Origin of the sequence: Pseudomonas sp. B14-6 (genome assembly GCF_013260315.1) — a bacterium.
GTDB lineage: Bacteria > Pseudomonadota > Gammaproteobacteria > Pseudomonadales > Pseudomonadaceae > Aquipseudomonas > Aquipseudomonas mandelii.
The window spans coordinates 3320786-3335577 of record NZ_CP053929.1 but is presented as its reverse complement, the minus strand read 5'-3'; the positions used below and the strand labels follow the sequence as shown (position 1 = coordinate 3335577).

Annotated in this window: 13 protein-coding genes; 10 read left to right on the top strand and 3 right to left on the bottom strand. The window is 59.5% G+C overall.

Going from position 1 to position 14792, the window contains the following annotated elements; translation table 11 throughout:
• Window positions 1-9 precede the first annotated feature (9 nt).
• The 4 genes from HP062_RS15195 (at window position 10) to HP062_RS15180 (ending at window position 6028) form a co-directional block, all read left to right on the top strand.
• Window positions 10-1374 carry a DUF1329 domain-containing protein gene (locus tag HP062_RS15195; RefSeq protein ID WP_010458193.1) on the top strand — a complete coding sequence of 455 codons (1365 nt, stop codon included), beginning with the start codon at window positions 10-12 and terminating at the stop codon, window positions 1372-1374.
• Between the two features lie 351 nt (window positions 1375-1725).
• Complete coding sequence (locus HP062_RS15190; protein ID WP_172791631.1) at window positions 1726-4464, top strand: LuxR C-terminal-related transcriptional regulator; 2739 nt, start codon at window positions 1726-1728, stop codon at window positions 4462-4464.
• An 88-nt stretch (window positions 4465-4552) separates the two neighbouring features.
• Window positions 4553-5194, top strand: a complete 642-nt coding sequence (locus HP062_RS15185) for an MBL fold metallo-hydrolase (RefSeq protein ID WP_010458191.1) — start codon at window positions 4553-4555, stop codon at window positions 5192-5194.
• Between the two features lie 102 nt (window positions 5195-5296).
• Window positions 5297-6028: an OmpA family protein gene (locus HP062_RS15180; RefSeq protein ID WP_010458190.1), complete on the top strand. Its 732-nt coding sequence runs from the start codon at window positions 5297-5299 to the stop codon at window positions 6026-6028.
• A gap of 266 nt (window positions 6029-6294) precedes the next feature.
• On the opposite strand, the gene HP062_RS15175 is transcribed toward HP062_RS15180, so the two are convergent.
• Complete coding sequence (locus HP062_RS15175; RefSeq protein ID WP_010458168.1) at window positions 6295-6729, bottom strand: YhcB family protein; 435 nt, start codon at window positions 6727-6729, stop codon at window positions 6295-6297.
• Between the two features lie 144 nt (window positions 6730-6873).
• On the opposite strand from HP062_RS15175, the gene HP062_RS15170 reads away from it, so the two are divergent.
• From HP062_RS15170 to zapE, 3 genes are all read left to right on the top strand, one after another.
• A complete protein-coding gene (locus tag HP062_RS15170) occupies window positions 6874-7503 on the top strand; it encodes an alpha/beta hydrolase (protein ID WP_042932570.1) in 630 nt (209 codons plus the stop codon).
• Between the two features lie 24 nt (window positions 7504-7527).
• On the top strand, window positions 7528-8883 hold the full coding sequence (locus HP062_RS15165) for a tryptophan--tRNA ligase (protein WP_077748996.1): 1356 nt from the start codon (window positions 7528-7530) through the stop codon (window positions 8881-8883).
• A 91-nt stretch (window positions 8884-8974) separates the two neighbouring features.
• Window positions 8975-10069 (top strand): cell division protein ZapE, encoded by a 1095-nt coding sequence (gene zapE, locus HP062_RS15160; RefSeq protein WP_010458163.1) that lies wholly within the window; start codon window positions 8975-8977, stop codon window positions 10067-10069.
• Between the two features lie 173 nt (window positions 10070-10242).
• Here the strand turns inward: zapE and HP062_RS15155 are convergent, their stop codons facing one another.
• Complete coding sequence (locus HP062_RS15155) at window positions 10243-11139, bottom strand: GlxA family transcriptional regulator (protein ID WP_169857917.1); 897 nt, start codon at window positions 11137-11139, stop codon at window positions 10243-10245.
• Between the two features lie 245 nt (window positions 11140-11384).
• Between HP062_RS15155 and HP062_RS15150 the strand changes: the two genes are divergently transcribed.
• Window positions 11385-12521 (top strand): acyl-CoA dehydrogenase family protein, encoded by a 1137-nt coding sequence (locus tag HP062_RS15150; RefSeq protein WP_109634724.1) that lies wholly within the window; start codon window positions 11385-11387, stop codon window positions 12519-12521.
• 103 nt (window positions 12522-12624) lie between these two features.
• Here HP062_RS15150 and HP062_RS15145 read toward each other — a convergent pair whose 3' ends face one another.
• The gene (locus tag HP062_RS15145; RefSeq protein ID WP_010458157.1) at window positions 12625-13665 is read right to left on the bottom strand and encodes an NADP(H)-dependent aldo-keto reductase; all 1041 of its coding nucleotides are present in this window, start codon (window positions 13663-13665) and stop codon (window positions 12625-12627) included.
• A gap of 245 nt (window positions 13666-13910) precedes the next feature.
• Here HP062_RS15145 and rplM point away from each other — a divergent pair, with 245 nt between their 5' ends.
• Both rplM and rpsI read left to right on the top strand, forming a co-directional pair.
• Complete coding sequence (gene rplM, locus HP062_RS15140) at window positions 13911-14339, top strand: 50S ribosomal protein L13 (RefSeq protein WP_007905295.1); 429 nt, start codon at window positions 13911-13913, stop codon at window positions 14337-14339.
• 14 nt (window positions 14340-14353) lie between these two features.
• Complete coding sequence (gene rpsI / locus HP062_RS15135; protein ID WP_002555064.1) at window positions 14354-14746, top strand: 30S ribosomal protein S9; 393 nt, start codon at window positions 14354-14356, stop codon at window positions 14744-14746.
• Window positions 14747-14792 lie beyond the last annotated feature (46 nt).

Genomic DNA, 14792 nt, shown 5'->3' with positions numbered 1-14792 from the left:
AACACACATATGAAAATAACAAAGAGTCTGTTCCACGCTGGAGTTCTGGGGCTTTCGCTGCTGGCGACCAGCGTCATGGCGGCAGTGCCTGCTGCCGAAGCGGACAAACTGGGCAAGAGCCTGACGCCGATGGGCGCCGAGATGGCGGGCAACGCTGACGGTTCGATCCCGGCCTGGAAACCGATGGCGAAAAACGCCGGCACCGTCGACGGCAAAGGCTTCCTGTCTGACCCATTCGCCAGTGAAAAACCGCTGTTCACCATCACTGCGCAGAACGTCGACCAATACAAAGACAAGCTCGCTCCGGGCCAGTACGCGATGTTCAAGCGCTACCCGGAAACCTTCAAGATGCCGGTTTACCCGTCCCATCGTGGCGCGACCGTGCCGGATGCCGTGTTCGCCTCCATCAAGAAAAACGCCACCAACACCAACCTCGTGTCTGGCGGCAACGGCCTGGAAAACTTCGAAACCGCCGTACCGTTCCCGATTCCAAAGACCGGCGTTGAAGTCATCTGGAACCACATCACCCGTTATCGCGGAGGCAGCGTGACCCGCCTGGTGACCCAGGCGACGCCGCAACCTAACGGTTCGTACAGCCTGGTGTACTTCCAGGATCAGTTCGTGTTCCGCGACAAGATGAAGGACTACGATCCGGCGAATCCGGGCAACATCCTGTTCTACTTCAAGCAGAAAGTGACTGCGCCGGCACGTCTGGCCGGTGGTGTGCTGCTGGTGCACGAAACCCTCGATCAGGTTAAAGAGCCACGTTCGGCGTGGGTCTACAACGCCGGTCAACGTCGCGTGCGTCGTGCGCCACAAGTGTCCTATGACGGGCCGGGTACTGCGGCTGACGGCCTGCGGACCTCCGACAACCTGGACATGTACAACGGTGCGCCGGATCGCTACGACTGGAAACTCGAAGGCAAGAAAGAGATGTACATTGCCTCCGACAGCTACAAGCTCGATTCACCGCAACTGAAGTACGACGACATCATCAAGGCCGGTCACATCAACCAGGACCTGGCTCGCTACGAGCTGCGCCGGGTCTGGCATGTGGTGGCTACCTTGAAGGAAGGTCAGCGTCACATCTACGCCAAGCGCGACTTCTACATCGACGAAGACACCTGGCAAGCCGCGGTGATCGACCATTACGACGGCCGTAATCAACTGTGGCGAGTGGCGGAAGCTCACGCCGAGAACTACTACGACAAGCAAGTGCCGTGGTACGCCCTGGAAACCTTGTACGACCTGCAATCGGGCCGTTACCTGGCACTGGGCATGAAGAACGAAGAGAAGTCGGCATATGACTTCGGCTTCACCGCGACCACCAGCGATTTCACCCCCGCTGCGCTGCGTCAGGACGGGGTTCGTTAACCTGCACTGAACAGAGGCCGCATCCTCGAAAAACGCCCCGACTGGTTCGGGGCGTTTTTTTTTGCCCGGATTTCTCACTGTGAATCTTCAGTGTCGATGACGGCCTATCGCGAGCAAGCTCACTCCCACAGGTAACGCGCTCTTCCATGAGAGCGCCGTCAACTGTGGGAGCGAGCCTGCTCGCGATGGACGCGACACGGTCTGTCAGGAAAACGCCATCTCAAGCCCCGCAACTTCTGCTTGTATTCTTTTTGTAGCCATTTGTAGCAATAACCTTCATTCCCTCTTCGTTTACCGATAGTCTGCGGACATCTGCAACGCCGCCACCCGCAATTCAAACAAGAGCCGGCCATGACTGATCTGTCCCCACTCCCGGGCCCTGCAAGCGTTGCCGTCGCGGCACTGGACGGGCGCTTTTTTCGGCCCCCGTTGCCCGACGGCCATGTGCTGCGGCCTCGCCTGTGCGAGCGCCTGAGTGCTGGCCTCGGTGGCAGGCTGTTGCTGGTCAGTGCACCCGCCGGGTTCGGCAAGAGCTCACTGGCGGTGGAGTTCTGCCAGGGGCTGCCGGCCCATTGGCACAGCCTGTGGTTGGGGTTGAGTCCTCGAGACAGCGATCCGGGGCGTTTCCTCGAGCGGTTGCTCGAAGGTCTTCAGGATTACTTTCCGAAGCTCGGCAGCCAGGCCCTGGGTCTGTTGAAAATGCGCCAGCGCCATCAGCCCTTCGCCTTCGAAGAATGGCTGGACGGGTTGCTCGATGAACTGGCCATCCACCTTTCGCCGATGACACCTTTGCTGCTGGTGCTGGATGACTATCACCTGGCGCAGGGGCCTGTGCTGGATCGTTGCTTGCAGTTTTTCCTCAATCATTTGCCCGATGGCTTGCTGGTCATGGTGACCAGCCGACAGCGTCCGGACTGGCATCTGGCGCGTTTGCGCTTGTCGCGGCAATTGCTTGAGTTGCATGAGCAGGACCTACGACTGACCCACGATGAAGCCCTCACGTTGCTCGATCGACACAGCAGTTCATTGCGTGGCGAGGCACTGGAAAACCTGATCCAGCGCAGTGAAGGCTGGGTCGCCGGCCTGCGTTTCTGGTTGCTGGCGGCGTCCGAAGCCGGTACCGACGGAGCATTGCCGCAGTCGTTGCACGGCGGAGAAGGTCTGATTCGCGATTACCTGCTCGAAGAAGTCATCGATTGCCTGCCCGCCGAAGTGCAGTCGTTCCTGTACGACACCGCGCCTCAGGAACGTTTTTGCAGCGAGCTCTGCGACGCGGTCCGCGAGGCCCATGACAGTGCCGAAATCCTGCGTTTCCTTCAGGCGCACCAAGTGTTTCTGGTGCCGCTGGACGAACACGGGCACTGGTATCGCTATCACCATTTGTTTTCCGACCTGCTGCGTACCCGGCCCGCCGCCCAGTCAATCGTGCCGGCCGCCAGCCTGCATCTGCGCGCCTGTCGCTGGTTCAATGCGCAGGGGTTGCTCGACGAAGCGGTGGAGCAGGCACTGCGCGCCGGACACCTGGACGTTGCAGCGAACCTGGTGCAAAACCTCTCTGAAGAACAACTGCTCGCCGAACAGAATGTCGGCATGCTGCTGCGCTGGAAGATGGACTTGCCCGACAGCCTGCTGATCAGCACGCCGCGCCTGATTGTGCTCTACAGCTGGGCGTTGGGACTGGCCTGTCAGCTGGACGCTGCCGAGGAGCTGGCGGCGCACTTGAGTCGTTTCCTGCCAGCCCCGTCGGCCACTGCGCAGAAGTCCATGCTGGCGCAATGGCTGGCCCTGAGTGGCATCATCGCCCGGGGGCGCGGCAATCGCGCGCTCACGCAACTTTACTGCACCGAAGCGCTGGATAGTCTGCCGGCCAAGCGCTACGGGCAACGGCTGATGTGTCTTTCGACGCTGTCCAACCTGGCGATCGCCGACGGCGACCTGTGGCGTGCACGCAGCTTGAACCGCGAATCGCTGGAATTGGCGCAACGGGTCGGCAACCCACTGTTCGAAGCGCTGGCCCATTACGACCGCGCGCGTGTGCTGCAAGCGCGCGGGGAAATTCTGCGCTCGTTACAGGAGGTCCGTCAGGGGCTGCAACGCCTGCAAGGGTTATCCCCGCAACGGCTTTATGCCGTGCGTGCGCGCCTGACCTTGTACGAGGGCTTTTTACTTGCCGTGCGCTTGCAGCCGCAAGCCGCGCGGGTGCGTCTACAAGCCGGTTTGAATGAAGCCCGAGCCTGTCGCGATATCAGCGTGTTGATCGGCCACTGCGTGATCGCCCGGCTCGAGGGCAGCAGCGGCGAGTTCGCCAAAGCCTTCGCCGAACTCGCCGAAGCCGAACGCCTGATGCACATCTGGGACGTGCCGCCGATCTACTACCTGGCGATGATCACCCTGGTCAAATGCGAGCTCTGGCTGGCCCAGGGCCGTACCGATCTGGCCGAAGCCTGGCTGGCGCGATTGGGACAGACCTACAACGGCGACCACGCGGCAGCGCCGCCGGAATTTCATCCACAACTGCCGCTGCATATCGAATTGCAGCAAGCCTTGCTGGAGGTGATCCAGGGGCAGCCGATGCTGGCCGAAGGGCGTTTGAACGCGCTGCTTGAGCATGGACAGAAATCGGGACGGCAAATGCTCAGCGTGATGGCGCTGACGCAGAAAATCACCCTGTTGCTTTCGGTCGGGCGTGAGCCCGAGGCGCGCAAGGCGTTTGCCCAGGCACTGGAAGCGGCAGCCGGTGGCGTCCTGCAACCGTTCGACCGATTGCTGGCCGAACACCCGGACTGGCTGCGCGGGCAACTGCAACTATGCGCTCCTACAGTCGTTTCGCAGGAACTGACCGAAAAACTACCAGCCATGGCCGCTCGCCCGACACTGGAAGCATCCCCCGCAACGGAACAGCTCAGCACCCGTGAGCTGGCCGTCCTGCGCCTGATCGCCCAAGGGTGCTCGAACCAGGAAATCAGCGATCAGCTGTTCATCTCGCTGCACACGGTGAAGACCCACGCCAGTCACATCAACAGCAAACTTGGGGTTGAGCGGCGCACGCAGGCGGTGGCGCGGGCTAAAGAGTTAAGGGTGCTGGAGTAGCGCATTTTCAAGATCTACCGGGTCCGCTAAATGACGGAATACGGTTTTGTGCCAAAATTGCCCATCCCTGTTTTCCGAGCATGCCCCGATGTCCCAGCAGCCCACCCTGATCCGCGAAACCTTCCCCGTCGGCCCGTTGCAGTGCAACTGCACGATCATTGGCGACCCGATCACCAAAAAAGCCATCGTCGTCGACCCAGGCGGTAACCACGAACTGATCCTCGCGCGGCTCGATGCCTTGGGCCTGAAGGTGGTGAGCATCATCCACACCCATGCGCACCTGGATCACTTTCTGGCCTCCGGTCAGCTCAAGGAGAAAACCGGCGCGACCCTGCATCTGCACAAAGAAGATCAGTTCCTTTGGGACAATCTGGAGATGCAGTGCCAGATGTTCGGTGTGCCTTACACGCCGGTGCCGTCGCCGGATCGCTGGTTGGCCGACGATGAAGAGCTGGCTTGCGGGTGCGGCGTGGCGTTGCATACGCCGGGTCACACGCCGGGTTCCATGAGCTTTTGGTTTTCCGAGGCCAAGCTGCTGATTGCCGGTGACACGTTGTTTCGTCGCGGGGTAGGGCGTACGGATTTGTGGGGCGGCGATCAAGCGACCATCGTGCGGTCGATCAAGCAGCGACTCTATACGCTCGACGAAGAAGCAACGGTCGTGACCGGGCATGGTCCGGACACGCGCTTGGGCGATGAAATGCGCGAGAACCCGTTTGTGCGGGCTTGAAGGCAATCGACGGAATTTTCGTCGGCCAAAACGATCCAACACCCGCAAAGGTCCATTGCCTTTGTCCGTTGCACCCCAGAATGCAAAAAGTAGGAGCTCTTCATGTTCACCAAGCAGCGTTTGATTATCGTCGCTACGGCTGTGGCCTTGCTGTCTGGCTGCGCCTCGCCTAACCCTTATGACAACCAGGGCCAGGCTGACAGTGGCTCCACGGGCATGAGCAAAACCGCTAAATACGGTGGCCTCGGCGCTCTGGCTGGCGCCTTGGCTGGCGCCGCCATCGGTCATGATAACCGTGGCAAGGGCGCGCTGATTGGCGCTGCCGTGGTGGGTGCTTCCGCTGCCGGTTACGGTTACTACGCTGACCAGCAAGAGAAAAAGCTGCGGGCCAGCATGGCCAACACCGGTGTCGAGGTGCAGCGTCAGGGTGACCAGATCAAACTGATCATGCCGGGCAACATCACGTTTGCCACCGATTCGGCAAATATCGCCTCCAGCTTCTATCAGCCGCTGAACAATCTGGCCGGCTCGCTGAAGGAGTTCAGCCAGAACCAGATCGAAATCGTCGGCTACACCGATAGCACCGGCAGCCGCCAGCACAACATGGACCTGTCGCAACGTCGTGCGCAGAGCGTGGCGACCTACCTGACCTCGCAAGGTGTCAGCGGCGCCAACCTGTCGGCGCGCGGTGCCGGGCCGGATAACCCGATTGCCAGCAACGGCGACGTCAATGGCCGGGCGCAGAACCGCCGCGTTGAAGTCAACCTGAAGGCGATTCCGGGTCAGCAGTACGGTGGTCAGCAGCAGCCGGGTACTGTTCAGCAGTATCCGTAATTGTCTGATTGAACCCCAGGCGTAAAAAAGCCCGCCCGATTCTCAGTAGATCGGGCGGTTTTTTTTTGTCGCCAGTTCCGGCCCTTCGCGAGCAAGCCCGCTCCCACAGTGTTCTGTGTCGATCACAACAATGTGGCAAAGCACAAATCCCCTGTGGGTGCGGGCTTGCTCGCGAAGGGGACAGAACAGGCGATGAAAACTTCAAAATTAAAAAAGCCCCGGACAATCACTCATCCGGGGGCTTTTTCATGACGCGCGAGACCTGATTACTTCTTCAGGCCGTAATGCTCATCGAGCATGCCCGGCGCGTTCGGAGCTTTGGGGGCGTAGTCGCGAGGCGGCTCCTGATTGCGCGGTGGCGTCAGGCGTTCCCGTGGAGCCTGTGCCGAATCGGCGTGCAGGGCGGCCAGCAATCGTTGACGAGTCTGCTCGTCCAGGGCCAGGCGGTTGGCACCCTCGGCGAGGTGATCCTGCACTTCCTGATAGCTCGCCGTCAGCTTCTTGACCAGGTTTGCAGTGCTGTTGAAGTGGGTGACCACCTCGTTCTGATAACTGTCGAAACGTTCCTGAATGTCATCCAGCTGACGTTGGGTGCTGCTAGGCGCGGCATTCGGCACCAAACGAGCGATCAGGAAACCAATGGCGACACCCACAACCAGGGCAAGAGTCGGCAACAACCAAACTAAGAGCGAGTGTTCCACGAGTCCTTCCTCTATAAACGGCTTTGCTTTACGTTAACGGCTCGAACCTGCGCTGTATACCGCGATTCACTCGCAATAGATTGGCACAGACAATTTGCTAGACGAGTCGACCCGATTCGAGGTCACGGAGTTCCTTCCTTGCTTATGCGCGAAACCCCTGTAGTGATTGATGGCCCGGTCGGCCAACTGGAAGCCCTTTATCTTGATAATGAGCAGCCGCGCGGCATCGCGCTGATCTGCCACCCGAACCCGGTGCAGGGCGGCACCATGCTCAATAAAGTCGTCTCGACCCTGCAGCGCACCGCGCGCGACGCCGGTTTGATTACTTTGCGCTTCAACTACCGTGGCGTCGGTGCCAGCGAAGGCACCCACGACATGGGCACCGGCGAAGTCGACGACGCCCAAGCCGTTGCCGAATGGCTACGGGCCAAACACCCCGAGTTGCCGCTGACCCTGTTCGGTTTCTCCTTTGGTGGTTTTGTTGCAGCAAGTCTCGGCGGACGCCTGGAAGCCAAGGGCGAACAGCTCAAGCATCTGTTTATGGTCGCGCCGGCTGTCATGCGCCTGGGCGATCAGGATCAACTGCCGCAGCAGGGTGAACTGACCCTGATCCAGCCGGAAACCGACGAAGTGATCGATCCGCCACTTGTTTACGAATGGTCCGACAAGCTCGAACGCCCCCATGAGCTGCTGAAAGTGGCAGAATGCGGACACTTTTTTCATGGCAAGCTGACCGATCTCAAGGATCTGATCCTGCCGCGCCTTTCGAATTGATTGCAGTCTGACAAGCGATTACCCATGACGACTCGTACCCGTATCCTCACCGGCATCACCACTACCGGCACGCCGCACCTGGGCAACTACGCCGGCGCCATCCGCCCGGCGATCCTGGCCAGCCGTGACAGCAATGCCGATTCGTTCTACTTCCTGGCCGACTACCACGCCCTGATCAAATGCGACGACCCGCTGCGCATCCAGCGCTCGCGTCTGGAAATCGCCGCGACCTGGCTGGCCGGTGGCCTGGATGTGGATCGTGTGACGTTCTATCGCCAGTCCGACATCCCGGAAATCCCCGAGCTGACCTGGCTGCTGACTTGCGTTGCCGCCAAGGGCCTGCTCAACCGCGCCCATGCCTATAAGGCCTCGGTGGACAAGAATGTCGAGACCGGCGAAGACCCGGATGCGGGCATCACCATGGGCTTGTACAGCTATCCGGTGCTGATGGCCGCGGACATCCTGATGTTCAACGCCCACAAGGTGCCGGTCGGTCGTGACCAGATCCAGCATGTGGAAATGGCCCGCGACATCGGCCAGCGCTTCAACCACCTGTTCGGCCAGGGCAAAGAGTTCTTCACCATGCCGGAGGCGCTGATCGAAGAAAGCGTCGCCACGCTGCCAGGCCTCGACGGTCGCAAGATGTCGAAAAGCTACGACAACACCATTCCGTTGTTCAGCAGCGCCAAGGAAATGAAGGACGCGATCTCGCGGATCGTCACCGACTCCCGCGCGCCGGGCGAAGCCAAGGATCCGGACAACTCGCACCTGTTCACCCTGTTCCAGGCGTTTGCCACGCCGGCACAGTCCGATGAATTCCGCAGCGAACTGTTGCAGGGCCTGGGTTGGGGCGAGGCGAAGAATCGCCTGTTCCAACTGCTCGATAGCGAGCTGGGCGAGTCCCGCGAGCGTTATCACCAACTGATCGAACGCCCGGCGGACCTGGAAGACATGCTGCAACTCGGCGCGAAAAAAGCCCGTTCGGTGGCTACACCGTTCCTCCACGAACTGCGCGAAGCGGTCGGCCTGCGCTCTTTCGTCGCCCAGACTCAGGTCGCTGCCACCACCAAGAAGAAAGCTGCGAAAGCCGCGCGTTTTGTCAGCTTCCGCGAAGAAGACAGCAGTTTCCGCTTCCGTCTGCTGGCGGCCGATGGCGAGCAACTGCTGTTGTCGCGCAACTTCGCCGACGGCAAAACCGCTGGTCAAGTGACCAAGCAGCTGCAATCGGGCCAGCCGTTGGATGTGCGCAGTGAAGAGCAGAGCTTCAGCGTCTGGCTGGAAGGTGAGTGCGTGGCCGACAGCCCGACCTTTGCTGACAACGCCGCTCGCGACGTCGCCATTGACGCCCTGCGGGTTGCGCTGACACCGGTTCAGGAATAAATCAACGGCTCGACCCGACCAAGGGCCGATTGCCATTCCCACGGGCCGTCGCTACAGTGACGGCCCGTTTTTGTTGCCTTGCTAACGAATTATGACGCCCCTAGAACGATATCAAGCTGATCTGAAACGCCCGGAATTCTTCCATGACGCCGCGCAGGAAACCGCCGTGCGTCATTTGCAGCGCCTGTACGACGATCTGGTCGCTGCGTCGAACACCAAGCCGGGCCTGCTCGGCAAACTGTTTGGCAAGAAAGATCAGGCACCGGTCAAGGGCCTGTATTTCTGGGGTGGCGTGGGTCGCGGCAAGACTTACCTGGTCGACACCTTCTTCGAAGCGTTGCCGTTCAAGGAAAAGGTCCGCACTCACTTCCACCGCTTCATGAAGCGCGTGCACGAAGAGATGAAGACCCTCGGCGGCGAGAAGAACCCGCTGACCATCATCGCCAAGCGCTTCTCTGATGAAGCCCGGGTGATCTGTTTCGATGAGTTCTTCGTGTCCGACATCACCGACGCGATGATCCTCGGCACGCTGATGGAAGAGCTGTTCAAGAATGGCGTGACCCTGGTCGCGACCTCGAACATCGTGCCGGACGGTCTGTACAAGGATGGCCTGCAACGTGCGCGCTTCCTGCCGGCCATTGCGCTGATCAAACAGAACACCGACATCGTCAACGTCGACAGCGGCGTCGACTATCGTCTGCGCCACCTCGAGCAAGCCGAGCTGTTCCACTTCCCGCTGGACGAAGCCGCTCAGGAAAGCCTGCGCAAAAGCTTCCGCGCCCTGACTCCGGAATGCACGGCCGCCATCGAGAATGACGTGCTGATGATCGAGAACCGCGAAATTCGCGCCGTGCGCACCTGCGATGACGTGGCCTGGTTCGACTTCCGCGAACTGTGCGACGGCCCGCGCAGCCAGAACGATTACATCGAGCTGGGCAAGATCTTCCACGCCGTGTTGCTCAGCGGTGTCGAGCAGATGAGCGTCACCACCGACGACATCGCCCGACGCTTTATCAACATGGTCGACGAGTTCTACGACCGTAACGTCAAGCTGATCATCTCGGCTGAAGTCGAGCTCAAGGACCTCTACACCGGCGGTCGCCTGAACTTCGAATTCCAGCGCACGCTCAGCCGTCTGCTGGAAATGCAGTCGCACGAATTCCTGTCCCGGGCGCACAAGCCGTAGGACGATTCGGACAATAAAAAAAGGGCCTGCACATGCAGGCCCTTTTTTGTTCACCGCAGATTTCCTGTGGGAGCGAGCCTGCTCACGAAGGCGGCGGATCCAGCATTGATGTGACTGATTTATCGCTTTCGCGAGCAGGCTCGCTCCCACATCGGACGGGTGTTGGGTTCAGCTTAGGCGGCTTGCTGAAATTGCTGCCGATACTGATTCGGCGACAACTCGGTGTGCTGGCGGAACAGCCGCGCAAAGAAGCTCGCATCGTCATAACCGACTTCATAGCTGATGGTCTTGATGCTCTTGCGGCTGCCCGACAGCAAACCCTTGGCGGTTTCGATGCGCAGGCGTTGCAGGTAATGCAGGGGCTTGTCGCCGGTGGCGGTCTGGAAGCGCCGCATGAAGTTGCGGATGCTCATGCCGTGTTCGCGGGCGACGTCTTCGAAGCGGAATTTGTCGGCGAAGTGTTCTTCGAGCCAGTGCTGGATCTGCAGGATGATCACGTCCTGGTGCAATTTCTGTCCGCCGAAGCCGATGCGTCCTGGCGAATAGCTGCGCTGCACTTCGTAGAGAATGTCCCGGGCCACGGCCTGGGAGACGTTGGCGCCGCAGAAACGTTCGATCAGGTAGATGTAGAGGTCGCATGCCGAGGTGGTGCCGCCTGCGCAATACAGGTTGTCGGCGTCCGTCAGGTGCTTGTCCTGATTGAGATAAACCTGTGGGAAACGCTCGGCGAAGGCATTGAAGAAGCGCCAATAGGTGGTCGCCTCCTTGCCGTTGAGCAGGCCGGCCTCGGCAAGCCAGAACACCCCGGTGGCCTCACCGCAAAGCACGGCGCCGCGAGCGTGTTGCTGACGCAACCAGGGCAGGACCTGTGGATAACGTTGGCAAAGGGTATCGAAATCGTCCCAGAAGGCCGGGAGGATAATGACGTCGGCATTTTCCAGGCCGCCGTCCACCGGCATGATCACATCGCTGAAGCTGTTCACCGGTTTGCCGTCGGGGCTGACCAGCCGGGTTTCGAACGCCGGTGTCAGGCCCTGGCCCAGTTGTTTGCCGTATCGCAGGCTGGCCAGATGAAAGAAATCCTTGGCTTGCATGAGGGTGGAAGCGAAAACCCGGTCGATAGCCAGGATGCTGACGCGCCGCAAGGGCGTGGAGACTTGGTTAGACATAATTCAACTTTATTCTTATAGGGGAAAGTGGTCACCAGACGGCTGGATCGTCTTATTTTTTGTCTGATGTGTCCAGTGTCCTGTATCGGATGCGGGGCTTAGTCTCTGAAGGTCAACTTCTTCCAACAATTAATGACAGGTGCCGCATGATCCCCAGAACCTTGTTCAGTTCCGAGCACGAATTGTTTCGCGACAGCGTGCGAACGTTCCTCGAAAAGGAGGCCGTGCCGTTCCACGGGCAATGGGAAAAACAAGGCTACATCGACCGTAAACTCTGGAACAAGGCGGGGGAGGCGGGGATGCTTTGTTCGCACCTGCCGGAGGAATACGGTGGGCTGGGGGCGGACTTTCTCTACAGCGCTGTCGTGATCGAAGAGGTCGGTCGTCTCGGCCTGACTGGCATCGGTTTTTCTCTGCATTCGGACATTGTGGCGCCGTACATCCTGCATTACGGCAGTGAAGCGCTGAAGCACAAATACCTGCCGAAACTGGTGTCCGGCGAAATGGTTACCGCGATTGCCATGACCGAACCGGGCGCCGGTTCCGACTTGCAAGGGGTGAAAACCACCGCCGTGCTGGATGGCGACGAGTACGTGATCAACGGCTCCAAGACCTTTATAACCAATGGCTTTCTGGCCGACTTGGTGATTGTCGTGGCCAAGACCGATCCGAAGGCTGGCGCGAAGGGCACCAGTCTGTTTCTGGTCGAGGCCAACACCCCGGGCTTCGACAAGGGCAAGCGCCTGGAAAAGGTCGGCATGAAGGCTCAGGACACGTCGGAGTTGTTCTTCCAGGACGTGCGGGTCCCCAAGGAGAATCTGTTGGGGCAGGCGGGCATGGGCTTCGCTTACCTGATGCAGGAGTTGCCGCAGGAGCGCCTCACCGTCGCCATTGGCGGGTTGGCGTCGGCCGAAGCTGCGTTGAAATGGACGCTCGATTACACCCGTGAACGCAAGGCGTTCGGCAAGGCGATTGCCGATTTCCAGAACACGCGCTTCAAGCTGGCGGAGATGGCGACTGAAATCCAGATCGGCCGGGTCTTCGTTGATCGCTGCCTCGAGTTGCACCTGCAAGGCAAGCTGGATGTGCCTACCGCCGCGATGGCCAAGTATTGGGGGACTGACCTGCAATGCAAGGTGCTCGACGAATGCGTGCAGTTGCATGGCGGTTACGGATTCATGTGGGAATATCCGATCGCCCGAGCGTGGGCCGATGCGCGGGTGCAACGGATTTATGCGGGGACCAATGAAATCATGAAGGAGATTATTGCGCGGTCGCTTTGATTTTGCGGTGACTGTCAGGCCCTCATCGCGATCAGGCTCACTCCTGCAGGGATTGTGCAAAACCTGTGGGAGTGAGCTTTTCGCGATGGGGACTATGAGTCGATCAAGGCGCCGGGTTCGGGTGATCCTTGTGAATCGCCTCAATCCCCGCCAGCACTTCATCGGAAAGTTTCAGCTCGAAACTGGCGATGTTGCTCTCCAGTTGCTCCAGGGTTGTGGCGCCGATGATGTTGCTGGTCACAAACGGCTGCTGATTGACAAACGCCAACGCCATTTGCGCCGGGTCCAGGCCGTGTTCCCGGGCCAGCGCGACATAACGGCTGCACGCTGCTTCCGATTGCGGGTTGAAATAGCGGCTGAAGCGGCTGTAGAGGCTCAGGCGGCCTTTTGGTGGGCGTGCGCCACCTTCGTACTTGCCCGACAGGAAACCGAACGCCAGCGGCGAATAGGCGAGCAGGCCGCACTGTTCGCGGATGGCGATTTCCGCCAGGCCGACTTCGAAGCTGCGGTTGAGCAGGTTGTACGGGTTCTGGATAGACACCGCGCGCGGCCAGCCACGGGCTTCGGCCAGGGCGAGGAAGCGCATGGTGCCCCATGGCGTTTCGTTGGACAGGCCGATGTGGCGGATTTTGCCGGCCTTGACCTGCTCGTCCAGCGCTTCGAGGGTGTCCTCCAGCGGCGTGAGGTTGGCTTCGGTCTGGTGTTTGTAACCGAGCTGGCCGAAGAAGTTGGTGCTGCGTTCCGGCCAGTGCAGCTGATAGAGGTCGATGTAGTCGGTTTGCAGGCGCTTGAGGCTGGCGTCCACGGCTTCAGTGATGTGCTGGCGGTTGTGTCGCAGGTTTTTATCGCGGATGTAATCGATGGTGTTGCCGGGGCCGGCGATTTTGCTGGCGAGGATCCAGTCGGAGCGATCGCCGCGACTTTTGAAGTAATTGCCGATGTAGCGTTCGGTAGTGGCGTAGGTTTCGGCCTTCGGCGGCACCGGGTACATTTCGGCGGTGTCGATGAAATTGATCCCGGCGTTCTTGGCCCGTTCGATCTGGGCGAAGGCTTCAGCTTCAGTGTTTTGCTCGCCCCAGGTCATGGTTCCGAGGCAGATGGCACTCACGTTCAGATTGGTTCGGCCTAGCTGGCGATAGTCCATCGGGTGCTCCTTGGGCAAAACAATCATAAAAGCAGGTTGAATTATTTTTCGCAATCTGCATAATTGCGCACCTCTTTCTGCAGTGGAAGTGATGCGCCGCCGCCGAAGAATCTTGCCGTTGAACGGACGCGCCGACCCGAGCCCCCGAAAGCGTCTGTATCCGGCTGCCTTTGACTTGTCAAAGTACGCACTATTCAGTAAGATCCGCCGTCTAATTTACAGGGCGGCCCCTGAGGCTATAAAGAATGAAAACTTTTACTGCTAAACCGGAAACAGTACAGCGCGACTGGTTTGTCGTCGACGCTGCAGGTCAGACCCTGGGTCGTCTGGCCACCGAAATCGCGAGCCGTCTGCGTGGCAAGCATAAAGCTGAGTACACTCCTCACGTTGACACCGGCGATTACATCGTCGTTATCAATGCCGAGCAGATTCGTGTAACCGGTGCTAAAACCACCGACAAGATCTACTACTCCCACTCCGGTTTCCCGGGCGGCATCAAGTCGATCAACTTTGAAAAGCTGATCGCCAAAGCCCCTGAGCGCGTGATCGAGACCGCGGTCAAAGGCATGCTGCCTAAGAACCCGCTGGGTCGCGACATGTATCGTAAGCTGAAAGTCTATGCGGGCGCTGTACACCCTCATACTGCTCAGCAGCCCCAAGAACTGAAGTTTTAACGGAATAGTTCATTATGTCGGCGACTCAAAATTACGGCACTGGCCGTCGCAAGACCGCAACCGCACGCGTTTTCCTGCGTCCGGGTACTGGTAACATCTCGATCAACAACCGCTCCCTGGATAATTTCTTCGGTCGCGAAACTGCCCGCATGGTAGTTCGTCAGCCGCTGGAATTGACCGAGACAGTTGAAAAGTTCGACATCTACGTCACCGTTATCGGTGGCGGTGTAAGTGGTCAAGCTGGCGCAATCCGCCACGGTATCACTCGCGCTCTGATGCAGTACGACGAAACCCTGCGTGGCGCTCTGCGCAAAGCTGGCTTCGTTACTCGCGATGCTCGTGAAGTTGAACGTAAGAAAGTTGGTCTGCGTAAAGCGCGTAAGCGTCCGCAGTACTCGAAGCGTTAATTCGCTTTCGCGTTCAAAAAGAACGCCCAGTTTCCTCGCGAAGCTG